This window comes from Pseudoduganella guangdongensis (assembly GCF_009857475.1).
Lineage (GTDB): Bacteria > Pseudomonadota > Gammaproteobacteria > Burkholderiales > Burkholderiaceae_D > Rugamonas > Rugamonas guangdongensis.
The window spans coordinates 1-14,596 of sequence record NZ_WWCJ01000019.1 but is presented as its reverse complement, the minus strand read 5'-3'; the positions used below and the strand labels follow the sequence as shown (position 1 = coordinate 14,596).

Below are 14,596 nucleotides of genomic sequence, written 5' to 3'. Positions count from 1 at the left end.
GTCTTGAGAAAAGTCAAACGATAGCGCTAGCTGTCCGATTGTCAGACCTGACCCCGAATTGACTCGAGCATGTCGAGGAAGGCGCGGGTTTTGGCGGGCATCAGTCGGCGGCCGGGAAATACGGCCCAGCCGGTCACGGGCGGGAAGCACCAGTCGGGTAAGACGCGCACCAGCTCGCCACGCGCGACCAGGGGGGCGGCGAATTGCGTCGTGCAGGTGGCAATGCCCATGCCGGTGGCGGCCATCCTTGTTAGCAAGTCCGGCGAGTTGGCCATCAGGCGTACCGGTACATCGCGTTCCCAGGTCGTCTTGCCGCGCGTCAGCGGCCAGCGCACCATGCCGTTGGCCATGCGCCGCAGGCTGAGCAATTCATGCTGGAACAGGTCGTCGGGGTGCTCGGGCAAACCGTGCACCACCGTGTAGCTGGGCGCGGCATATAGTCCCCACGTTGATATCAGCACTTTGCGCGCCGCCAGCGTGGCGTCGTCCGGCAGCGCACCCATGCGGATCGCGATGTCGAAGTTCTCTGCCACCAGGTCGACCCGGCGTGGCGATAAATCCAACTCTAGGGTGATGGCCGGGTGCTTTGCCATGAAGCTGGGCAGGATGTCGGCCAGGTGGATATTGGCGAAGTCGGCCGGCATTGAGACCCGCAACAGGCCGCTTGGCGCCTGCTGGCGGTGCTGGGCCAGGGCGCCGGCGGCTTCCGTTTCTTCGGCGACGCGGCGGGCGTGCTCGAGCAGGCTGGCGCCGAACTCGGTCAGCACCAGCTTGCGCGTGGTGCGCGTCAGCAGTCGCTCGCCGAGCCGGGCTTCCAACTGGCTCAAGCGACGCGATACCGTGGACTTGGGCAATTGCAACCGCTCGGAGGCCTGGCTCAGGCTGCCAAATTCCACGATGCGAGCGAACAGGAGCAGGTCGCCAGGGTCGAGTTCCGTCATGATTGTTCCATTGGTGGCACGATATTATCCATTTTAACGGCTTCTGGAGCAAATATGGAACCGCTATAGTGACTCCATCGCAGCAATAAACCCCATTCGAAAGGAAGCACACCATGAACATCCTGCAAATCAACTCCAGCGCTAAAAGCTCCGGTTCCGAGTCGTCCCGCGTCGCAAGCAATATCGTGAACAAGTTGCTGGCCGCCAATCCTGGCGCGACCGTGGCGGTGCGCGACCTGGCTGCCAACCCGCACCCTGTGCTGGACGAGTCCGCCCTGCAGGCCCTGTTCACCCCGGCCGATCAGCGCAGCCCGGAACAAGCGGCCCGCGTGGCCCTGGATGATGCCCTGATTGCTCAGGTGCAGGCGGCGGATGTGATCGTGCTGGGCGCGCCGATGTACAACTTCGGCATCACCGTGCAGTTGAAGTCCTGGTTCGACGCGATCGCCCGCGCTGGGGTGACCTTCAAGTACACCGAGAACGGTCCGCTCGGCCTGCTGCAAGGGAAGAAGGTGTATGTGGCGACTTCGCGCGGCGGCATGCACAAGGATGCAGCCACCGATACCCAGTTCCCGCACCTGAAATTGTTCCTGGCGTTCATCGGCCTGACCGATGTGGAGTACGTGTTCATCGAGGGCCAGGGCTATGGTCCGGAGGTGGCGGCGCAGCAGAAAGCGGCTGCGGATGCACGTGTTGAAGAACTGCTGGCCTAACTCACAAAGGAAAATAATATGGACAACATTGCTCAAACCCGCACAGTGGAACGGATTATCCGCGGCCAGGCCGTGATGGATGGCGCTGGCGTGAAGATCAATCGCGTGTTGACCCAGCCCCTGCAGCGTCGCCTGGACCCGTTCCTGATGCTGGACAATTTCGGTTCGGAGCAAGCCAACGATTACATCGCGGGCTTCCCCGACCACCCTCATCGCGGCTTTGAAACCGTGACCTATATGCTGACCGGCCGTATGCGCCACCGCGACAGCGCTGGCAACGAGGGCTTGCTGGCCAGCGGCGGCGTGCAGTGGATGACGGCTGGTCGTGGCGTGATCCACTCCGAAATGCCGGAGCAGGCGCAGGGTTTGATGGAGGGCTTCCAGCTGTGGCTTAACCTGCCGGCCAAGGACAAGATGCGCGCGCCCTGGTATAAGGATTTCGAGGCGGCAGAGATTCCGCTGCTGCAGACCGAAAGCGGTGCGACCGTGCGCGTGATCGCTGGCGAAAGCCAGGGCGTGGCGGGTGCGGTGCAGCGCGAGGTGACCGAGCCGCTGTATATCGATGTCGAGCTGCCGGCCGGCGCCGGCTTTAGCCAGGCGATCCGCCAGGGCCACAACGCCTTCATCTACGTCTACCGCGGCGAGGTGGTGGTGGATGGCAAAGCGGTGCCGGCGCAGAGCATGGCGATCCTGGCCAATAACGAGGGCGCCGATGGCGTCAGCGTCAAGGCTGGGCCGGATAGCCGCTTCATCCTCTTGTCGGGCAAACCGCTGAATGAGCCGATCGTGCAATACGGCCCGTTCGTGATGAACTCGCAGGCCGAGATCTTCCAGGCGGTGGAGGACTTCCGCGCCGGCCGTCTGGGTGAAGAAGCCCACGCAGCGTGATGCCCGCCCTGGCGCGGTGCCTGCTGACCCTCAGGCACCGCGCCATGCAATAACACGGCGCGCCGATGGCTGTACAATTGCCGCCATGAGCACCGTGATCCTTGATTGGTTGAAGAAACTGAGCCACGCGCTCGGCTTCGACACTGCCGACTCCTTCCCGCCCGGCCACCAGTACGCCCGTACCCGCTGGACCGGCGCCTATTTCGATATCGCGTCCGACACCAAGCCGGACGACATCGAGCGCCGCCTGTGCGCAGCCATCGCCAACACGCCCCTGGTCTTCGCCCACATCGAGAACCCGACGCCGCGCATGCAGCGCGCGCTGATCGATGTGATCGAACGCCGCCTGCGCCACAATCATGAACGCGAGGCGGCACAGCTGGCCGCCCTGCTGATCCGCGCCTACGCCAGCCCGCACATCATTGAAGGCGCACCCGGCCTGCGCGCAGCCATCGAGGCAACCGAGGGCTTCGAAGCGCCGGCCCGCGTGCGCGCCTTGTTCGCGTTCCTGCTCGACGCGCAGACCGACAACGTGATCGAAATGCGCGGCTAGTCTTTCGGGATGTAGCTCATGTCGGCGCGATAGCGCAGCAATTCGGTGCGCACGCCGCGCAGCATCGGCCCCGTCCCTATCGGCAGCACGTCGGGCAATTCAGCCGCCGCGGCGAAATTCGGGGCGGCGCGCATCAGCACATACTGCGCGCCCTCGCCGCCGATCTGCAACCGGTACCAGGTATAGCGTTCAGCGCCGCCCTGCCCTGCGGGCCGGGTGGCGCGCGCGGTCAATTGGCGCTCAAAGGCAATCACATCGCCCGGCGCCACGGTGTAGGTGCTCATGGCCAGGAAGGGAGAACTATCCGGCAGCGCCGCGCCCACGCTGGCGCCTTCCAGCCTCCTGAACACGCCATGACTGAGGAAATCGGCATACGGCACCACGTTCACGGCGTTGTCGGCGGCATCGGCGGCCGGCTGCACGGCGGCGTCAAAGTTGGCGGCGGCATGGCCGAACGTGCCGTCCATGAACAGGCCAAGGCGCTCGCCCAGTACGAAGGACCAGCCGTGCCAGGTCCATCGGTCGGCAACCTTGCGATGCCATTCCAGGTGGCGCTGGTAGCCCTGCTCGAATGCGGCGCCCAGCCCCGGCTTGGGCTGGATCACGACCATGCGGGCGAAAGGCCCGGCGGGCACTTGCTGGGCGCTGGCTTGTGCGCTAAGGAGCAGCAGCGAGGCTGCCAACAGCTGTTTCATGCGGTCTCCGTTTGTAGTTGGACGGGATGAAACGCTCGCGTAGCCACATGAACGGCGTCTCGACCGCAAAATATAACAGCCATCCGGCGACAATGCTGGCGGCGATCATCAGTGCAATACTGGCCGGCTGGTCGGGCTCGACATGCTCCGCCAGCAGGATGCACAACTGCTTGTGCGTCAGGTAGATGGAGTAGGACCAGAGCGCGATGGCGCCCATGCCGGGGATGCGGGTGCGCGCCAGCAGCGAACCTTCGCTCAGGGCGGCCAGCAGCAGCATGGCGAACGCCAGGCCGAGCAAAGGATAGCCGAAGACCGACATGCTCCAGCTGAAGTGGGCCTCCAGCAGCAGCCAGAAGGCCAGCGCGGTGAGCGCCGCGCCGGATGCCAGCATCGCGTTGCCGTGGCGAGTCAGGTGCTGCCACAGCGCGGGATGGAAATTACGCAGCATGGCCAGCGCCACGCCGGCCAGCAGTTCGTCGAAGCGCGCCAGCGTGGAGTAGTAAATCAGGGTGTAATAGCGCTGGCTGCCGCGCGCGCCCAGGTCCATCGATGGTTGCCACCAGTCGGCGCGCAGCCACATGCCTGCCGCCACCGCTGCCGCCAACGCGCCCCAGCCCAGCGCCAGCGCCAAGGCGCGGCGCGACGCGGCGACGGCGCCGATGGCCAGGGCGACGGGCGGCAGCAGCAGGTAGAACTGCTCTTCCACGCACAGCGACCAGGCATGGGAAAACAGGGTGCCCGGCTTCAGGTCGAGGTTCAGGGTAAAGGTCAGGTATTTCCACCACGGCGCGTGCGGCAAGTCGCCGGCCCAGTACGGCCAGAATGCATACAGCGCCAGCACGAAGTAATACGCCGGCACGGTGCGCAGCAGGCGGCGCGCATAAAAGCGCCATAGGGAAAAACCAGCCGCGCTGTCATCGCGCAGGCCGGCGAAAATCTGGTTGCCGATCAAGTAGCCGGACAACGCGAAGAACAGGTCCACCCCGGCCCAGCCGATCCGGCTGAACCAACCAAACGTCGCCTCATGGCTGACGAAAGACATGTAATGGTTGGCGAACACCAGCATGATGGCCAGCGCGCGCAAGGTATCCAGGCCATGGACTCGGGAAGATCGATTCATGCGCGCATTCTACCTGCGATAGAATACCGGCCACCTATTCGCTACCTCAGACCAGGAACCAGCATGACCGACGCCAGCAAACTGCAATTCAAATCTGTCAACTACACGGGCCAGGGCCAGGGCCGTCGCCTGATTGTGACCGGCGCGGTGCACGGCAACGAAACTTGCGGTACCAAGGCGATCCTGCGCGTCATGGAGCAACTGGATAAGGGTGAACTGCAAATCACCAACGGCAGCGTGACCTTCGTGCCGATCACCAATCCGCTGGCCTACCAGAAGGGCGTGCGCTCGGGCGACCGCAACCTGAACCGCAACCTGTTCCCGAACCAGAACCCGCAGGATTTCGAAGACCGTATCGCCAACTGGCTGTGCCCCCTGCTCGGCCAGCATGAGATCCTGCTCGACCTGCACTCCTTCAACGCCCAGAGCCAACCCTTTGTCATGGTCGGCCCGCGCAACAACGACGGCACCCTGCAGCCCTTCCAGCATGAGGCGGAAGAACGCGCCATGGCGCGCATCCTGGGCGTGCAGCGCTTTGTCGACGGCTGGATGGCGACCTACGGCGCCGGCGTGGCGCGCCGCCTGCGTGACGACAGCGAACTGCAAACCGTCCTGAAATACGGCGTCGGCACCACCGAATACATGCGCAGCACCGGCGGCATGGCCCTGACCCTGGAATGCGGCCAGCACGCCGATCCGCAGGCGCCGGACGTGGCTTACCGCGCCATCATGAACACCCTGGCGCATTTCGGCCTGATCGAAGCACCGAAGCCGGTACCGATCGCGTTGGACGACATGGAATACCTGTCCATGGTGGAAGTGCACGACAAACTCGATGCCGGCGATGCCTTCAGCCGCACCTGGTCCAGCTTTGACCGTCTCAAAGCCGGCGATGAAATCGGCCGCCGCGCCGATGGCAGCGCCGTGCTGGCGCCGTTCGATGCGTATATGTTGTTCCCGGACGTCAATGCCAAGCCGAACGCGGAGTGGTTCTACCTCGCGAAAGTGAGCGACGCTTTCGCCTGACCTGCATGCGCCATACAATGGGGGTGACGGGAGTGCTTAATGACTACAGGCCCGCTTGCCCCGCTGAAGATGGCGCACATGATGTTGGCCCTGGCCCTGCCCGGCTGCGCCGCAGCGGGCGAAGTGCTGCATCTGCACGTCATGGGCCAGGAAAGTCTGCCGCCCAAATGGCTGATGCGCCAGGGCCAGCCGGCCGGCCTGTGTCCCGACATCCTGGCGGCCATTGCGCGCCTTGAGCCACGCCTGCATTTTCACGGCCTGCACGACTTTCGCTCGGTGCTGGTGATTGAGCAAGGCCTGCGCAACGGCAAACTGCACGTGGCCTGCGCCCTGCTCGATACGCCCATACGGCGCGAGATCGCCGACCCGGTCGCGCAGCCGCTTTACCTGTCACGCCAGCGCCTCGCCGCAGCCGCCGACGACGATGCCGTCGTCAATAGCCTGGACGACCTCGCGCGCCTGAAACCATTAGTCAACACCTCGCGCGGCGCAGCCTATATCGAGCATTTGCGCGAACGCGGTATCGCGGTCGATGACAGCACCGGCGCCAACCTCACCAACCTGAAAAAAATCCTGGCTGGCCACGGCCGCTTCTTCTACATGAACGAACTTACCCTGCGCTGGCTGATACGCGAGCACGGCCTGCAGCAGCAGGTCAAGCTGATGCCGGCCATTTTGAAGGAGGATCCGCTCTATCTATGGGTGAGCAAGAAGGCGCCGCCGCAGGCCTTGCCGCTGCTTGCCGCCGCCATCCGCAAGCTGCAGGAGAGCGGCGAACTGGCGCGTATCTATGGCCGATGGACGGGCGATTCGGGCCTGGGCCCGTCACCGCCGCCGAGGATTAATGGGCCGACAGCACTTTCAGGCCGCCGATACCGAGCACGATCATGGCAATGCAGGCCAGGCGCGCCACGCTGGCTGGCTCGTTCAGCATCATGATGCCCCAGATGACGGTGCCGATGGTGCCGATGCCGGTCCAGATGGCGTAGGCGGTGCCCAGCGGCAGCGTGCGCAGGGCCAGCCCGAGCAGCACGACGCTGCCCGCCATGGCGGACAAGGTGATCGCGCTGGGGACCAGTTTGCTGAAACCTTCGGTGTATTTCAGGCCCACTGCCCAGACAACTTCGAGCAGGCCGGCAAGCAACAGGATAATCCAGGACATGATGTTCTCCCAAGTCATAGCCGGGTCGTCCCGGCCTGGCTCCCTGGCATTGCGACGGGGTCGTCCCCGCGGGAGAAGGCCGACAGTATATCATCTGGTCTTTAAACTTTCAGGGAGCCCCCCCATGCTGCTGCTTGCGCAGGCCGCCGTCGTCCTCGTCTTGCTGATCCACGTCTACATCGTGCTGCTGGAAACGGTCTTTTTCGACACCCGTGGGCGCCGCGTGTTCGGCCTGTCCGCCGAGAAGGCCGCCATCGTCAAGCCGGCCATGTCCAACCAGGGCTGCTACAACGGCTTCCTGGCCGCGGCCCTGGCCGTGGGCCTGGTGCACGGTGACCCGGCCGTGGCCAGCGCTTTCGTCCATTACGGCCTGCTGTGCGTCGCCGTGGCGGGCATCTGGGGCGGCCTGACCGTCAGCCGCCGTATTGTCTTTGTGCAAACTGTGCCAGCCGTCGCCGCCCTGGTGCTCTACCAATTCAAATAATGCTCTTGAAGTCCATCGTCATGCCACGATATACGCATCGGAACTTTCCGATATAATCATCGGAGAACACCGAAATATGACCAATACCATTGACATTGATGCAATCCACAAAGCCCTGGCCAATCCGGTCCGGCGCCAGATCCTGTCCTGGCTGAAGGAACCGGACGCGTATTTCAGCGACCAGCTCCATCCGCTGACATTCGGCGTGTGCGCCAGCCTGATCGACAAGCAGGCGGGCCTGTCGCAGTCGACCGTCTCCGGCCACCTTGCCATCCTGCAGAAAGCGGGATTGGTGACGGTGCAGCGGGTCGGCCAGTGGAATTTCTTCAAACGCAATGAAGCGGTCATCCAGCAATTTATTGAGCATGAAAGGAAGACCCTATGAGCACTTTGTTCGACCCCATCACCATCGGCGCCCTGCAACTGAAAAACCGCGTCATCATGGCGCCCCTGACCCGTGCGCGCGCCGTGGGCGGCGGGCGCGTGCCAAACGCGCTGATGGCCGAGTACTACGCGCAGCGCGCAAGCGCCGGCCTGATCATCAGCGAGGCGACGTCGGTCACACCGCAGGGCGTGGGCTATGAGAACACCCCCGGGATCTGGTCCGATGAGCAGGTGGCGGGCTGGAAGCTGGTGACCGAGGCGGTCCACGCCAAGGGGGGCAAGATCGTGCTGCAGCTGTGGCATGTGGGCCGCATTTCCGACCCGAGCCTGCTCGACGGCCAGGCGCCGGTGGCGCCGAGTGCGATTGCGGCCAAGGGGAATGTCAGCCTGCTGCGCCCGGTGCGTCCCTACGCGGTACCGCGCGCGCTCGATACGGCAGAACTGGCGGGTGTGGTCGAAGCTTACCGCCTGGGTGCGGAAAATGCGAAGAAGGCTGGCTTTGACGGCGTGGAAGTGCACGGCGCCAATGGCTACCTGCTCGACCAGTTCCTGCAGGATTCGACCAACCAGCGTACCGACCAGTACGGCGGCAGCGTGGAGAACCGCGCCCGCCTGATGCTGGAAGTGACCGACGCCGTCATCAGCGTCTGGGGTGCCGACCGCGTCGGCATGCACCTGGCGCCGCGCCGCGATTCGCACGATATGGGCGATTCCAACCCCAGCGCAACCTTCGGCTATGTGGCACGCGAGCTGGGCAAACGCGGCATCGCCTTCATCGCGGCACGCGAGGCGGTCGGTGACGATTCGCTCGGCCCGCTGCTCAAGCGCGAATTCGGCGGGGTGTATGTGGCCAATGAGAAGTTCGACCTGGCCGGCGCCCAGGCTGCGCTGGCGGAAGGCAAGGCCGATGCGATTGCCTGGGGCAAGGACTTTATCGCCAACCCGGACCTGCCGCGCCGCCTGCAACTGGGCGCCCCACTGAACGCCCAGCGGCCGGAGCTGTTTTACGCTCCGTCGGCGGAAGGGTATACCGACTACCCTGCCCTCGCCTGATCGCTGCCCCCGGCACGCTGGCGCCTGGCCAAGGCCAGGCCCAGCGCGCCTAGCGCGAACAATGCCAGCACCGGGGGCTCCGGCACTTCGATCACGACGCGCTCACTGGTGATCGTGAACTTGAAGATGGCCGGTGTAAACTGCCCCTCCTGCGTTTGCAAACCCAGGCAATTGGGCGCGGCACCAGCCGCGGCGCACGTGGCGGCTGGCAAGGCCTTCAGGTTGTTGGTGCTCTCGAAGAAACTGACGAAGTAGGTATTCCCGTCGTAGTCGAACTGGTTGTTCAACGAACCGGTGCCGATAATGAAGATGTCATCGCACTCCGAGGTCGAGGGGAAGCCGCACGGCGCGCCGTTGCTGGTTTCGCTGAAGTTGATGGCGAAGTTGATGGCCGTCGGGCCGATGACCGGGCCCGGCGCCGGCAAGGTGGGCGTCAACGACAACGTGCTGAGCAGCATAGCCGTGCTCAACGTGGACGAGCCGCCGGCAACCACATTGTTATAGTGGGTAATCGTGTTGGTGGTGGCGGCCAGGCCGTTCGTGTTCACCAGGCCGGCCGAGTTGGCGTTGGTAATCTCCAGGCCGCTGCGGCCACTGCCCACGGTATGCATGTCGCCCGCGGCGCCCCAACTAATTTCCGCGGCATCGCTGAAGGTCGTGCCACCGCCGCCGGTGAAGACGGGAGCACCGCTCCAGTTGGCGTCCAGGGTAAACGACCATTGGGTAACCAACGGTCCGGCGTGGGCGCTAACGGCAACGCAGCATGCGCCCAGCAGGGCACCCAATTTCCATAGCTTCTTTTTCATTACTCCCCCAGTTCAGGTATGACGTTCAAATTGTTAATCGCCGTCAGCTTCAACGACGGGCGATTCAATATGAGCATCTTTCATTCCAGCTCGGGGGGCAGTGCGGCAAGTGCTGAATGAAACTATCTAAAAAGCAAGAGTGACTTTTTTGTATGAACTTACCGGGATGTAAAAGTTACCGACGTTGCACTGTGGGCAAAGAATTCACAATAGAAGCATCATCGTTATCGTTCCAGCAAAATGATGGCCAGGCCGGCGCAAGGCGCCGCCCTGGCCATGTTCGCAATTAACGTGGTACGGAATAGTTCACAGGGAAGAATTTATAGCCCTTCCCTTCCGCCCGCAAATGCCCCAGCGCAGGGAATGGCAAGTGTGCCGCCGCCATCCAGTAGCCCTGCTTCGCCGCTTCGGCAAACGCGGCCTTGCGTTGCGCCAGCGCCGCTTTAGCGTCGCTGTCGAACTGGATCGTCACCGACGGATCGGGGAACTGCACCGCCGCGTTGTGCATCAAGTCGCCCATCAGCACCAGTTTCTGCCCTTTGCTCTCCACCACATAGGTCGTATGCCCCGGCGTATGACCATAGCTCGACGTCGAACGCACGCCCGGCACCAGCTCGGTATTGCCGTCAAATGGCTGCAGCTTGCCCGCGCTCGCATAAGCGGCCACGGCGTTGATCGGGCCCTGGAAGTTGCCCTTGGCCTCTGCGCCCGCTTTCTCCAGGTTCACCTTGCTCAGGAAATGATCCGCATCGCGCTTGTCCATGCGCACCACCGCGTTCGGGAAGGCCGGCTTGTCCAGCGGGCCCAGGCCGCCGACGTGGTCGCCATGCAGGTGGCTGATATAAATCTCATCGACCTGCTCCGGCTGGTAACCGGCCGCTTTCAGGCTTTGCACCAGCTTGCCCAGGGTCGGGCCGAACAGGCCGCCGGCGCCGGTGTCGATCAACACCAGCTTGCTGCCGGTATTGACCAGGAAGGCGTTGACCGAGGTTTCCACCGGGGTCTTCAGGAAGTGCTGCTCCAGCGTCTTGACCGTCTTTTCCGCTTTCTGGTGCAGCAGCTTGTCCATCGGCAGGTCCACCGTGCCGTCGTTCAGCACAGTCACTTCAAAGTCGCCTAAAGCCATGCGGTAAAAGCCGGGGGACTGGTGCTTGACCATCGGCGCGGCGGCGTGCGCGGTGCCGGCGATGGCGGCGATGGCGATCGGTAGGGCGAGCTTTTTCAGGATCATGGATGTCTCTCTTCTTGGTTGCCAAAACGCTAGCTTAGCGTATACGGCAACTACATGCTCGTCGGAACCCGCACCAGGATGGAGACGTCCGGCGTGTCGCGCGTGAGGCCGGCGCCGACCGAGACGTTGACGCTGCGCTTGGCGTTCAGGCGGTACGAGAAACCGACCAGCAAGGTGCCGAGCTGGGTGCGCACCGAGCCCGGCGCCGGCACGCCGTTCTGGCGGGTGCGCGCGATCGAACTGTGGTCATACCCGAAACTGAGCGAGGTCTTTTCATTCAGCGCCAGGCCGATGCCGAAATTGAAACCGATCACGCCGCCGGGCTTGATGGTGCCGATCGGTTCCCATTCGCCATCGAGGACACGCCGGCTCAGATCCTTGCGTTTGAAATTGTGCAGGTAGCTGACGCTGCCGAACAAGACTGCCGGATCGTTGGGGTAGAGCCAGGTCAGGCTGGGCTGCACGGCGTAGAAGCCGGAGCCGGTCGGCAATTCCAGCGGCAGGCCGGTGCCGGTGACGTTCTCGCCGACGCAGCGGCGCACGCAGTCGGTGACAACCTCGAACGGGTCCTTGCCGGTACGCGTCTTCACACGCAGGCCGGCCACGTAGAATGGTTTGTCGGCACCGCCGTCGTTCAACTGGTGGCGCACCGAGAGCTCAACATCGCCGACCGAGCGGCCGCTGACATCGAACACTTTCTCCACCGCGGAACCGGCGAACAGTTCGCGGCTGACGGTGGAATCGGAACGGTAGATATACGGGATACGCAGCTCGAGCTCGGTGCGATTGGTCAACCCGTAGCGGCCGCTCAGGGTGGCGGTGCTGGTGTTGCGCTTCACTTCGCGCACGTCGATCAGGCCGACCAGCAGCGCCGGAATGATGGTGTAGCCCACCAGGGCCACACGGTTGCTGGACGAATAGCCGAACTGGAACGAGGGTTCCAGCACGTACTTGCCGCGCGCGGTCAGCACGCCGGGCGATTCGAAGATGGGCGCCACTTCGGGCGGCTTGCTGTCGCGCTTGGGCGGTTGGCCCACTGTCGCCACCGCCGGCGGCCCGCCGGCCGGGCCGGCCGGCGCGGCTGGCTGCGGCGGAATCGGCCGCGGCGGGGCCGGCTGCGGCTGGCTTTGCCCCGCGCCGGCCCCAGCGGCGCCGGCCCCGCGCGTTGCCGCCAGCCGTTCCTCCGCCACCTGGCGCCGCAAGTCGTCCAGCAAGGCACGCTGCTCGGCTAGCGCCTGTTTGAGCTGCGCCAGTTCGGCGCTCAGCTCCGCATTGCTGCGTTCAAGGGGCGCCTGCTGCGCCGCCGCCTGGCTGGCCAGGATCAGCAATCCCGCCGCGAATTTGGTTTGAAGCATCGCTCCCCCTCGTAGAGGCCTGCTAACGCGGCACAATGACGTTCGATAGGGCCTGGCGCAAATTGCCCTCCAGGTTCAGGCTTTTCAATGTGGACAAGGCATTCACCGTCATGTCGATGGTGGTCAGGCTGCGGATCAACTGCCCGTTCGCGCTGTTCTGCACCAGCAAGGGCGCCAGCGCGGCACCGGCCTCCTGCATCGCCCCGGCCCGCATCATGTCCGACAAGTCCAGGCGCTGGCGCGCCACCACCACCCCGTTCACCTCCACCAGGCGCTCCACGCCAAACGCCGCCAACAGGCCGAGGCCGGGATCGGCCCCGCCGCGCGCCTGTTCCAGTTGCGCTTCCGGGGCCGGCGTCCAGCCCTCCGGCGGTCCCTGCGCCATGGCAGGCTGGGCCAGCACCAGCAATATTCCTCCGACTCCACGCCACATATATGCCCCTTTCAAAAATCACCGCCGCCCAGTTTGGGCAGCGTAACATCGCGCAGGCTGTCGCGCACTATGCCGTCCGCCAGCAGCGCCTGCGGCGCCACGCGCCAGTCGGCCAGCTCATTGAAGCGCGGCTTGCCCGGCCGGCTATGGATCACGAACAGCAGCCGGTTTTGCCAGATGGCCTCGAAGCCCTGGCGCGATATGGCGCGCGTGCCGCCGGCCGGATCGCCCAGCAGCACACGCTGGCCCTGCATCCCTTTCAGTACCACGAAATGGCGGTAGCCATTCTCGGCCACCAGCACAATGGCGGGCAGGCCAGCCTGTGCCAGCTTGTCCAGCGGCTGCTCAAAGCCGTCCGCCGTAAATCCGCGCGCGGCCAAATAACGTTTCATGTCCAGCAGCGAAAAGCCTTCGCGCCGGATCCGCGGCTGGTCGCCGCGCAAGAACATCTCACGGAAGATCTCCTGCTCCGTGACGGGAAAGTCGTAGTGGTAGCTCAGCAAAGTCGCCAAGGCGGCCGAACCGCAGCTGAAGTCGTACTGCTGGCGCACCGTGCTGCGAAAGCGCGCTTCCTTCAGGCTGGTTACCGGCACCACAAAGCTGGCGCCGCCGGCACTGAAGTCGGCGGCCTGCACGGCAAATGCCGGCAGTAATGCCAGAACGCCGAGTCTGCCTTTCATTTGATTTGCACATTGATGATGGTGGCATTCTGGATCAGCACATTGGCGCCGGAATTCTGTATCACCATCGGTAATCCGGACGCGTTGGAAAACGCGCTGTCCGTGACAATATTGGAGCCGGTGACCACATTGACCGCACTATTGTTGGCCACCGTCCCCGCCAGCTTCATATCGCTCCACGGCGTGTCGCTGCCGCCACGCATCTGTTCCAGTTTCTCGTCACGCACCGTCTTGTCAGCGCCAGCCGGGGCTGGCGCGGCGACCGCAGCAGCGACCGCAACACCAGCCACGGCGGCATCAGCCACCGCAGCAGCAGCCACCGTCGCATCGGCCGCTGCTGCCAGGGAAGGCAGCGGCAGCACGCCAGCCCACGGTGCCGCCGGCGCAGCCGCCGGCAGCAAGGCGCCGCACAGCGCCGCCGCCCACCCTAGCCGACGGACGGCCGGCACTGGCCGGCGGGCGGGCAAGCCGCTCCGCACGCCGGCGCCCATCACTTGCCTACACCAAGGTTGGCCTGCACGTTGACACTTTGCTGCACCAGCGAGGACATCCCATTGTTCTGGCTGATCACCATGATGCCGGCCGCCGACTGGCCGACATTGCTCATGGTGTTGGACATGTCGAACGTACCGGCGCTGACGCTGTTGGTTCCGCCCGCGCCTCCCGCACCGCCCGTGCCTGCGCCACCGTTGGCGGCGCCTGCGGTGTTGGTGCCACCGTCGCCTCCCGCACCGCCGGTATTGCCGCCACCGCCGGCGCCGCCTGCCCCGCCGTCACCGGCCTGGGCGTTGCCATTGGTCGCCGCGCCGCCGCTGCCAGCCGCGCCATTGCCGGAGCCGCCGCTGGCCGCACCGCCATTGCCGTCGCCGCCAGCGCCGCTGGCACCGCCGGTATTGCTGGCCATGCCGCTGGCCGCACCGCTGCCGCCCGCGCCACCTGCCGCACCGGCGCCGCCCAGGGTTTCAAAGGCGTGCGCCAGCAACAGCAGCTTGCAGGTGGTGTTGACATGCGTGCGCTGGGCGCTGCGGCGGTACCAGGTGTAGCCGATTTCCACGCGGTCGAGGGCGGGCAC

Annotated in this window: 18 protein-coding genes and 1 pseudogene; 8 read left to right on the top strand and 11 right to left on the bottom strand. The window is 64.6% G+C overall.

Annotated elements, in window-relative coordinates; all coding sequences use genetic code 11:
• Nucleotides 1-41: 41 nt before the first annotated feature.
• On the bottom strand, nt 42-941 hold the full coding sequence (locus tag GTP41_RS21295; RefSeq protein WP_161027597.1) for a LysR family transcriptional regulator: 900 nt from the start codon (nt 939-941) through the stop codon (nt 42-44).
• Between the two features lie 113 nt (nt 942-1,054).
• On the opposite strand from GTP41_RS21295, the gene GTP41_RS21290 reads away from it, so the two are divergent.
• The 3 genes from GTP41_RS21290 to GTP41_RS21280 all read left to right on the top strand — a co-directional run bounded on the left by GTP41_RS21290 (nt 1,055) and on the right by GTP41_RS21280 (nt 3,095).
• Nucleotides 1,055-1,654 (top strand): FMN-dependent NADH-azoreductase, encoded by a 600-nt coding sequence (locus GTP41_RS21290; RefSeq protein WP_161027596.1) that lies wholly within the window; start codon nt 1,055-1,057, stop codon nt 1,652-1,654.
• A gap of 18 nt (nt 1,655-1,672) precedes the next feature.
• On the top strand, nt 1,673-2,542 hold the full coding sequence (locus GTP41_RS21285; RefSeq protein ID WP_161027595.1) for a pirin family protein: 870 nt from the start codon (nt 1,673-1,675) through the stop codon (nt 2,540-2,542).
• An 85-nt stretch (nt 2,543-2,627) separates the two neighbouring features.
• The gene (locus tag GTP41_RS21280; protein WP_161027594.1) at nt 2,628-3,095 is read left to right on the top strand and encodes a hypothetical protein; all 468 of its coding nucleotides are present in this window, start codon (nt 2,628-2,630) and stop codon (nt 3,093-3,095) included.
• On the opposite strand, the gene GTP41_RS21275 is transcribed toward GTP41_RS21280, so the two are convergent.
• Complete coding sequence (locus GTP41_RS21275) at nt 3,092-3,790, bottom strand: hypothetical protein (RefSeq protein WP_161027593.1); 699 nt, start codon at nt 3,788-3,790, stop codon at nt 3,092-3,094. The two genes, GTP41_RS21280 and GTP41_RS21275, sit on opposite strands and share 4 nt — an antisense overlap.
• On the bottom strand, nt 3,753-4,910 hold the full coding sequence (locus tag GTP41_RS21270) for an acyltransferase family protein (protein WP_161027592.1): 1,158 nt from the start codon (nt 4,908-4,910) through the stop codon (nt 3,753-3,755). Before GTP41_RS21270 ends, GTP41_RS21275 begins: the two co-directional genes overlap by 38 nt.
• Nucleotides 4,911-4,973: 63 nt before the next feature.
• Between GTP41_RS21270 and GTP41_RS21265 the strand changes: the two genes are divergently transcribed.
• Entirely contained in the window at nt 4,974-5,936 is a 963-nt protein-coding gene (locus tag GTP41_RS21265) for a M14 family metallopeptidase (protein ID WP_161027591.1), read from the top strand.
• A gap of 39 nt (nt 5,937-5,975) precedes the next feature.
• The gene (locus GTP41_RS21260; protein ID WP_161027590.1) at nt 5,976-6,875 is read left to right on the top strand and encodes a substrate-binding periplasmic protein; all 900 of its coding nucleotides are present in this window, start codon (nt 5,976-5,978) and stop codon (nt 6,873-6,875) included.
• On the opposite strand, the gene sugE is transcribed toward GTP41_RS21260, so the two are convergent.
• On the bottom strand, nt 6,778-7,098 hold the full coding sequence (sugE, locus tag GTP41_RS21255; RefSeq protein WP_161027589.1) for a quaternary ammonium compound efflux SMR transporter SugE: 321 nt from the start codon (nt 7,096-7,098) through the stop codon (nt 6,778-6,780). The two genes, GTP41_RS21260 and sugE, sit on opposite strands and share 98 nt — an antisense overlap.
• Nucleotides 7,099-7,222: 124 nt before the next feature.
• Here sugE and GTP41_RS21250 point away from each other — a divergent pair, with 124 nt between their 5' ends.
• The 3 genes from GTP41_RS21250 (at nt 7,223) to GTP41_RS21240 (ending at nt 9,019) form a co-directional block, all read left to right on the top strand.
• A complete protein-coding gene (locus tag GTP41_RS21250) occupies nt 7,223-7,582 on the top strand; it encodes a DUF1304 domain-containing protein (protein WP_161027588.1) in 360 nt (119 codons plus the stop codon).
• 76 nt (nt 7,583-7,658) lie between these two features.
• Nucleotides 7,659-7,967 carry an ArsR/SmtB family transcription factor gene (locus GTP41_RS21245; RefSeq protein WP_161027587.1) on the top strand — a complete coding sequence of 103 codons (309 nt, stop codon included), beginning with the start codon at nt 7,659-7,661 and terminating at the stop codon, nt 7,965-7,967.
• Entirely contained in the window at nt 7,964-9,019 is a 1,056-nt protein-coding gene (locus GTP41_RS21240) for an alkene reductase (protein ID WP_161027586.1), read from the top strand. Before GTP41_RS21245 ends, GTP41_RS21240 begins: the two co-directional genes overlap by 4 nt.
• Here GTP41_RS21240 and GTP41_RS21235 read toward each other — a convergent pair.
• The 7 genes and pseudogenes from GTP41_RS21235 to GTP41_RS21205 all read right to left on the bottom strand — a co-directional run.
• Nucleotides 9,001-9,825, bottom strand: coding sequence for a THxN family PEP-CTERM protein (locus GTP41_RS21235; RefSeq protein WP_161027585.1), 825 nt, complete (start codon nt 9,823-9,825; stop codon nt 9,001-9,003). The two genes, GTP41_RS21240 and GTP41_RS21235, sit on opposite strands and share 19 nt — an antisense overlap.
• Before the next feature lie 286 nt (nt 9,826-10,111).
• The gene (locus GTP41_RS21230; protein WP_161027584.1) at nt 10,112-11,056 is read right to left on the bottom strand and encodes an MBL fold metallo-hydrolase; all 945 of its coding nucleotides are present in this window, start codon (nt 11,054-11,056) and stop codon (nt 10,112-10,114) included.
• A 50-nt stretch (nt 11,057-11,106) separates the two neighbouring features.
• Nucleotides 11,107-12,411 (bottom strand): acetate kinase, encoded by a 1,305-nt coding sequence (locus GTP41_RS21225; protein ID WP_229502993.1) that lies wholly within the window; start codon nt 12,409-12,411, stop codon nt 11,107-11,109.
• Between the two features lie 22 nt (nt 12,412-12,433).
• Nucleotides 12,434-12,844 (bottom strand): hypothetical protein, encoded by a 411-nt coding sequence (locus tag GTP41_RS21220; RefSeq protein ID WP_161027583.1) that lies wholly within the window; start codon nt 12,842-12,844, stop codon nt 12,434-12,436.
• An 11-nt stretch (nt 12,845-12,855) separates the two neighbouring features.
• On the bottom strand, nt 12,856-13,524 hold the full coding sequence (locus GTP41_RS21215) for a C39 family peptidase (protein ID WP_161027582.1): 669 nt from the start codon (nt 13,522-13,524) through the stop codon (nt 12,856-12,858).
• Nucleotides 13,521-14,015: a hypothetical protein gene (locus tag GTP41_RS21210; RefSeq protein WP_229503002.1), complete on the bottom strand. Its 495-nt coding sequence runs from the start codon at nt 14,013-14,015 to the stop codon at nt 13,521-13,523. Before GTP41_RS21210 ends, GTP41_RS21215 begins: the two co-directional genes overlap by 4 nt.
• Nucleotides 14,015-14,596 (bottom strand): annotated as a pseudogene (locus tag GTP41_RS21205) (hypothetical protein); the annotation flags it as partial. The pseudogene GTP41_RS21205 and the gene GTP41_RS21210, both read right to left, overlap by 1 nt.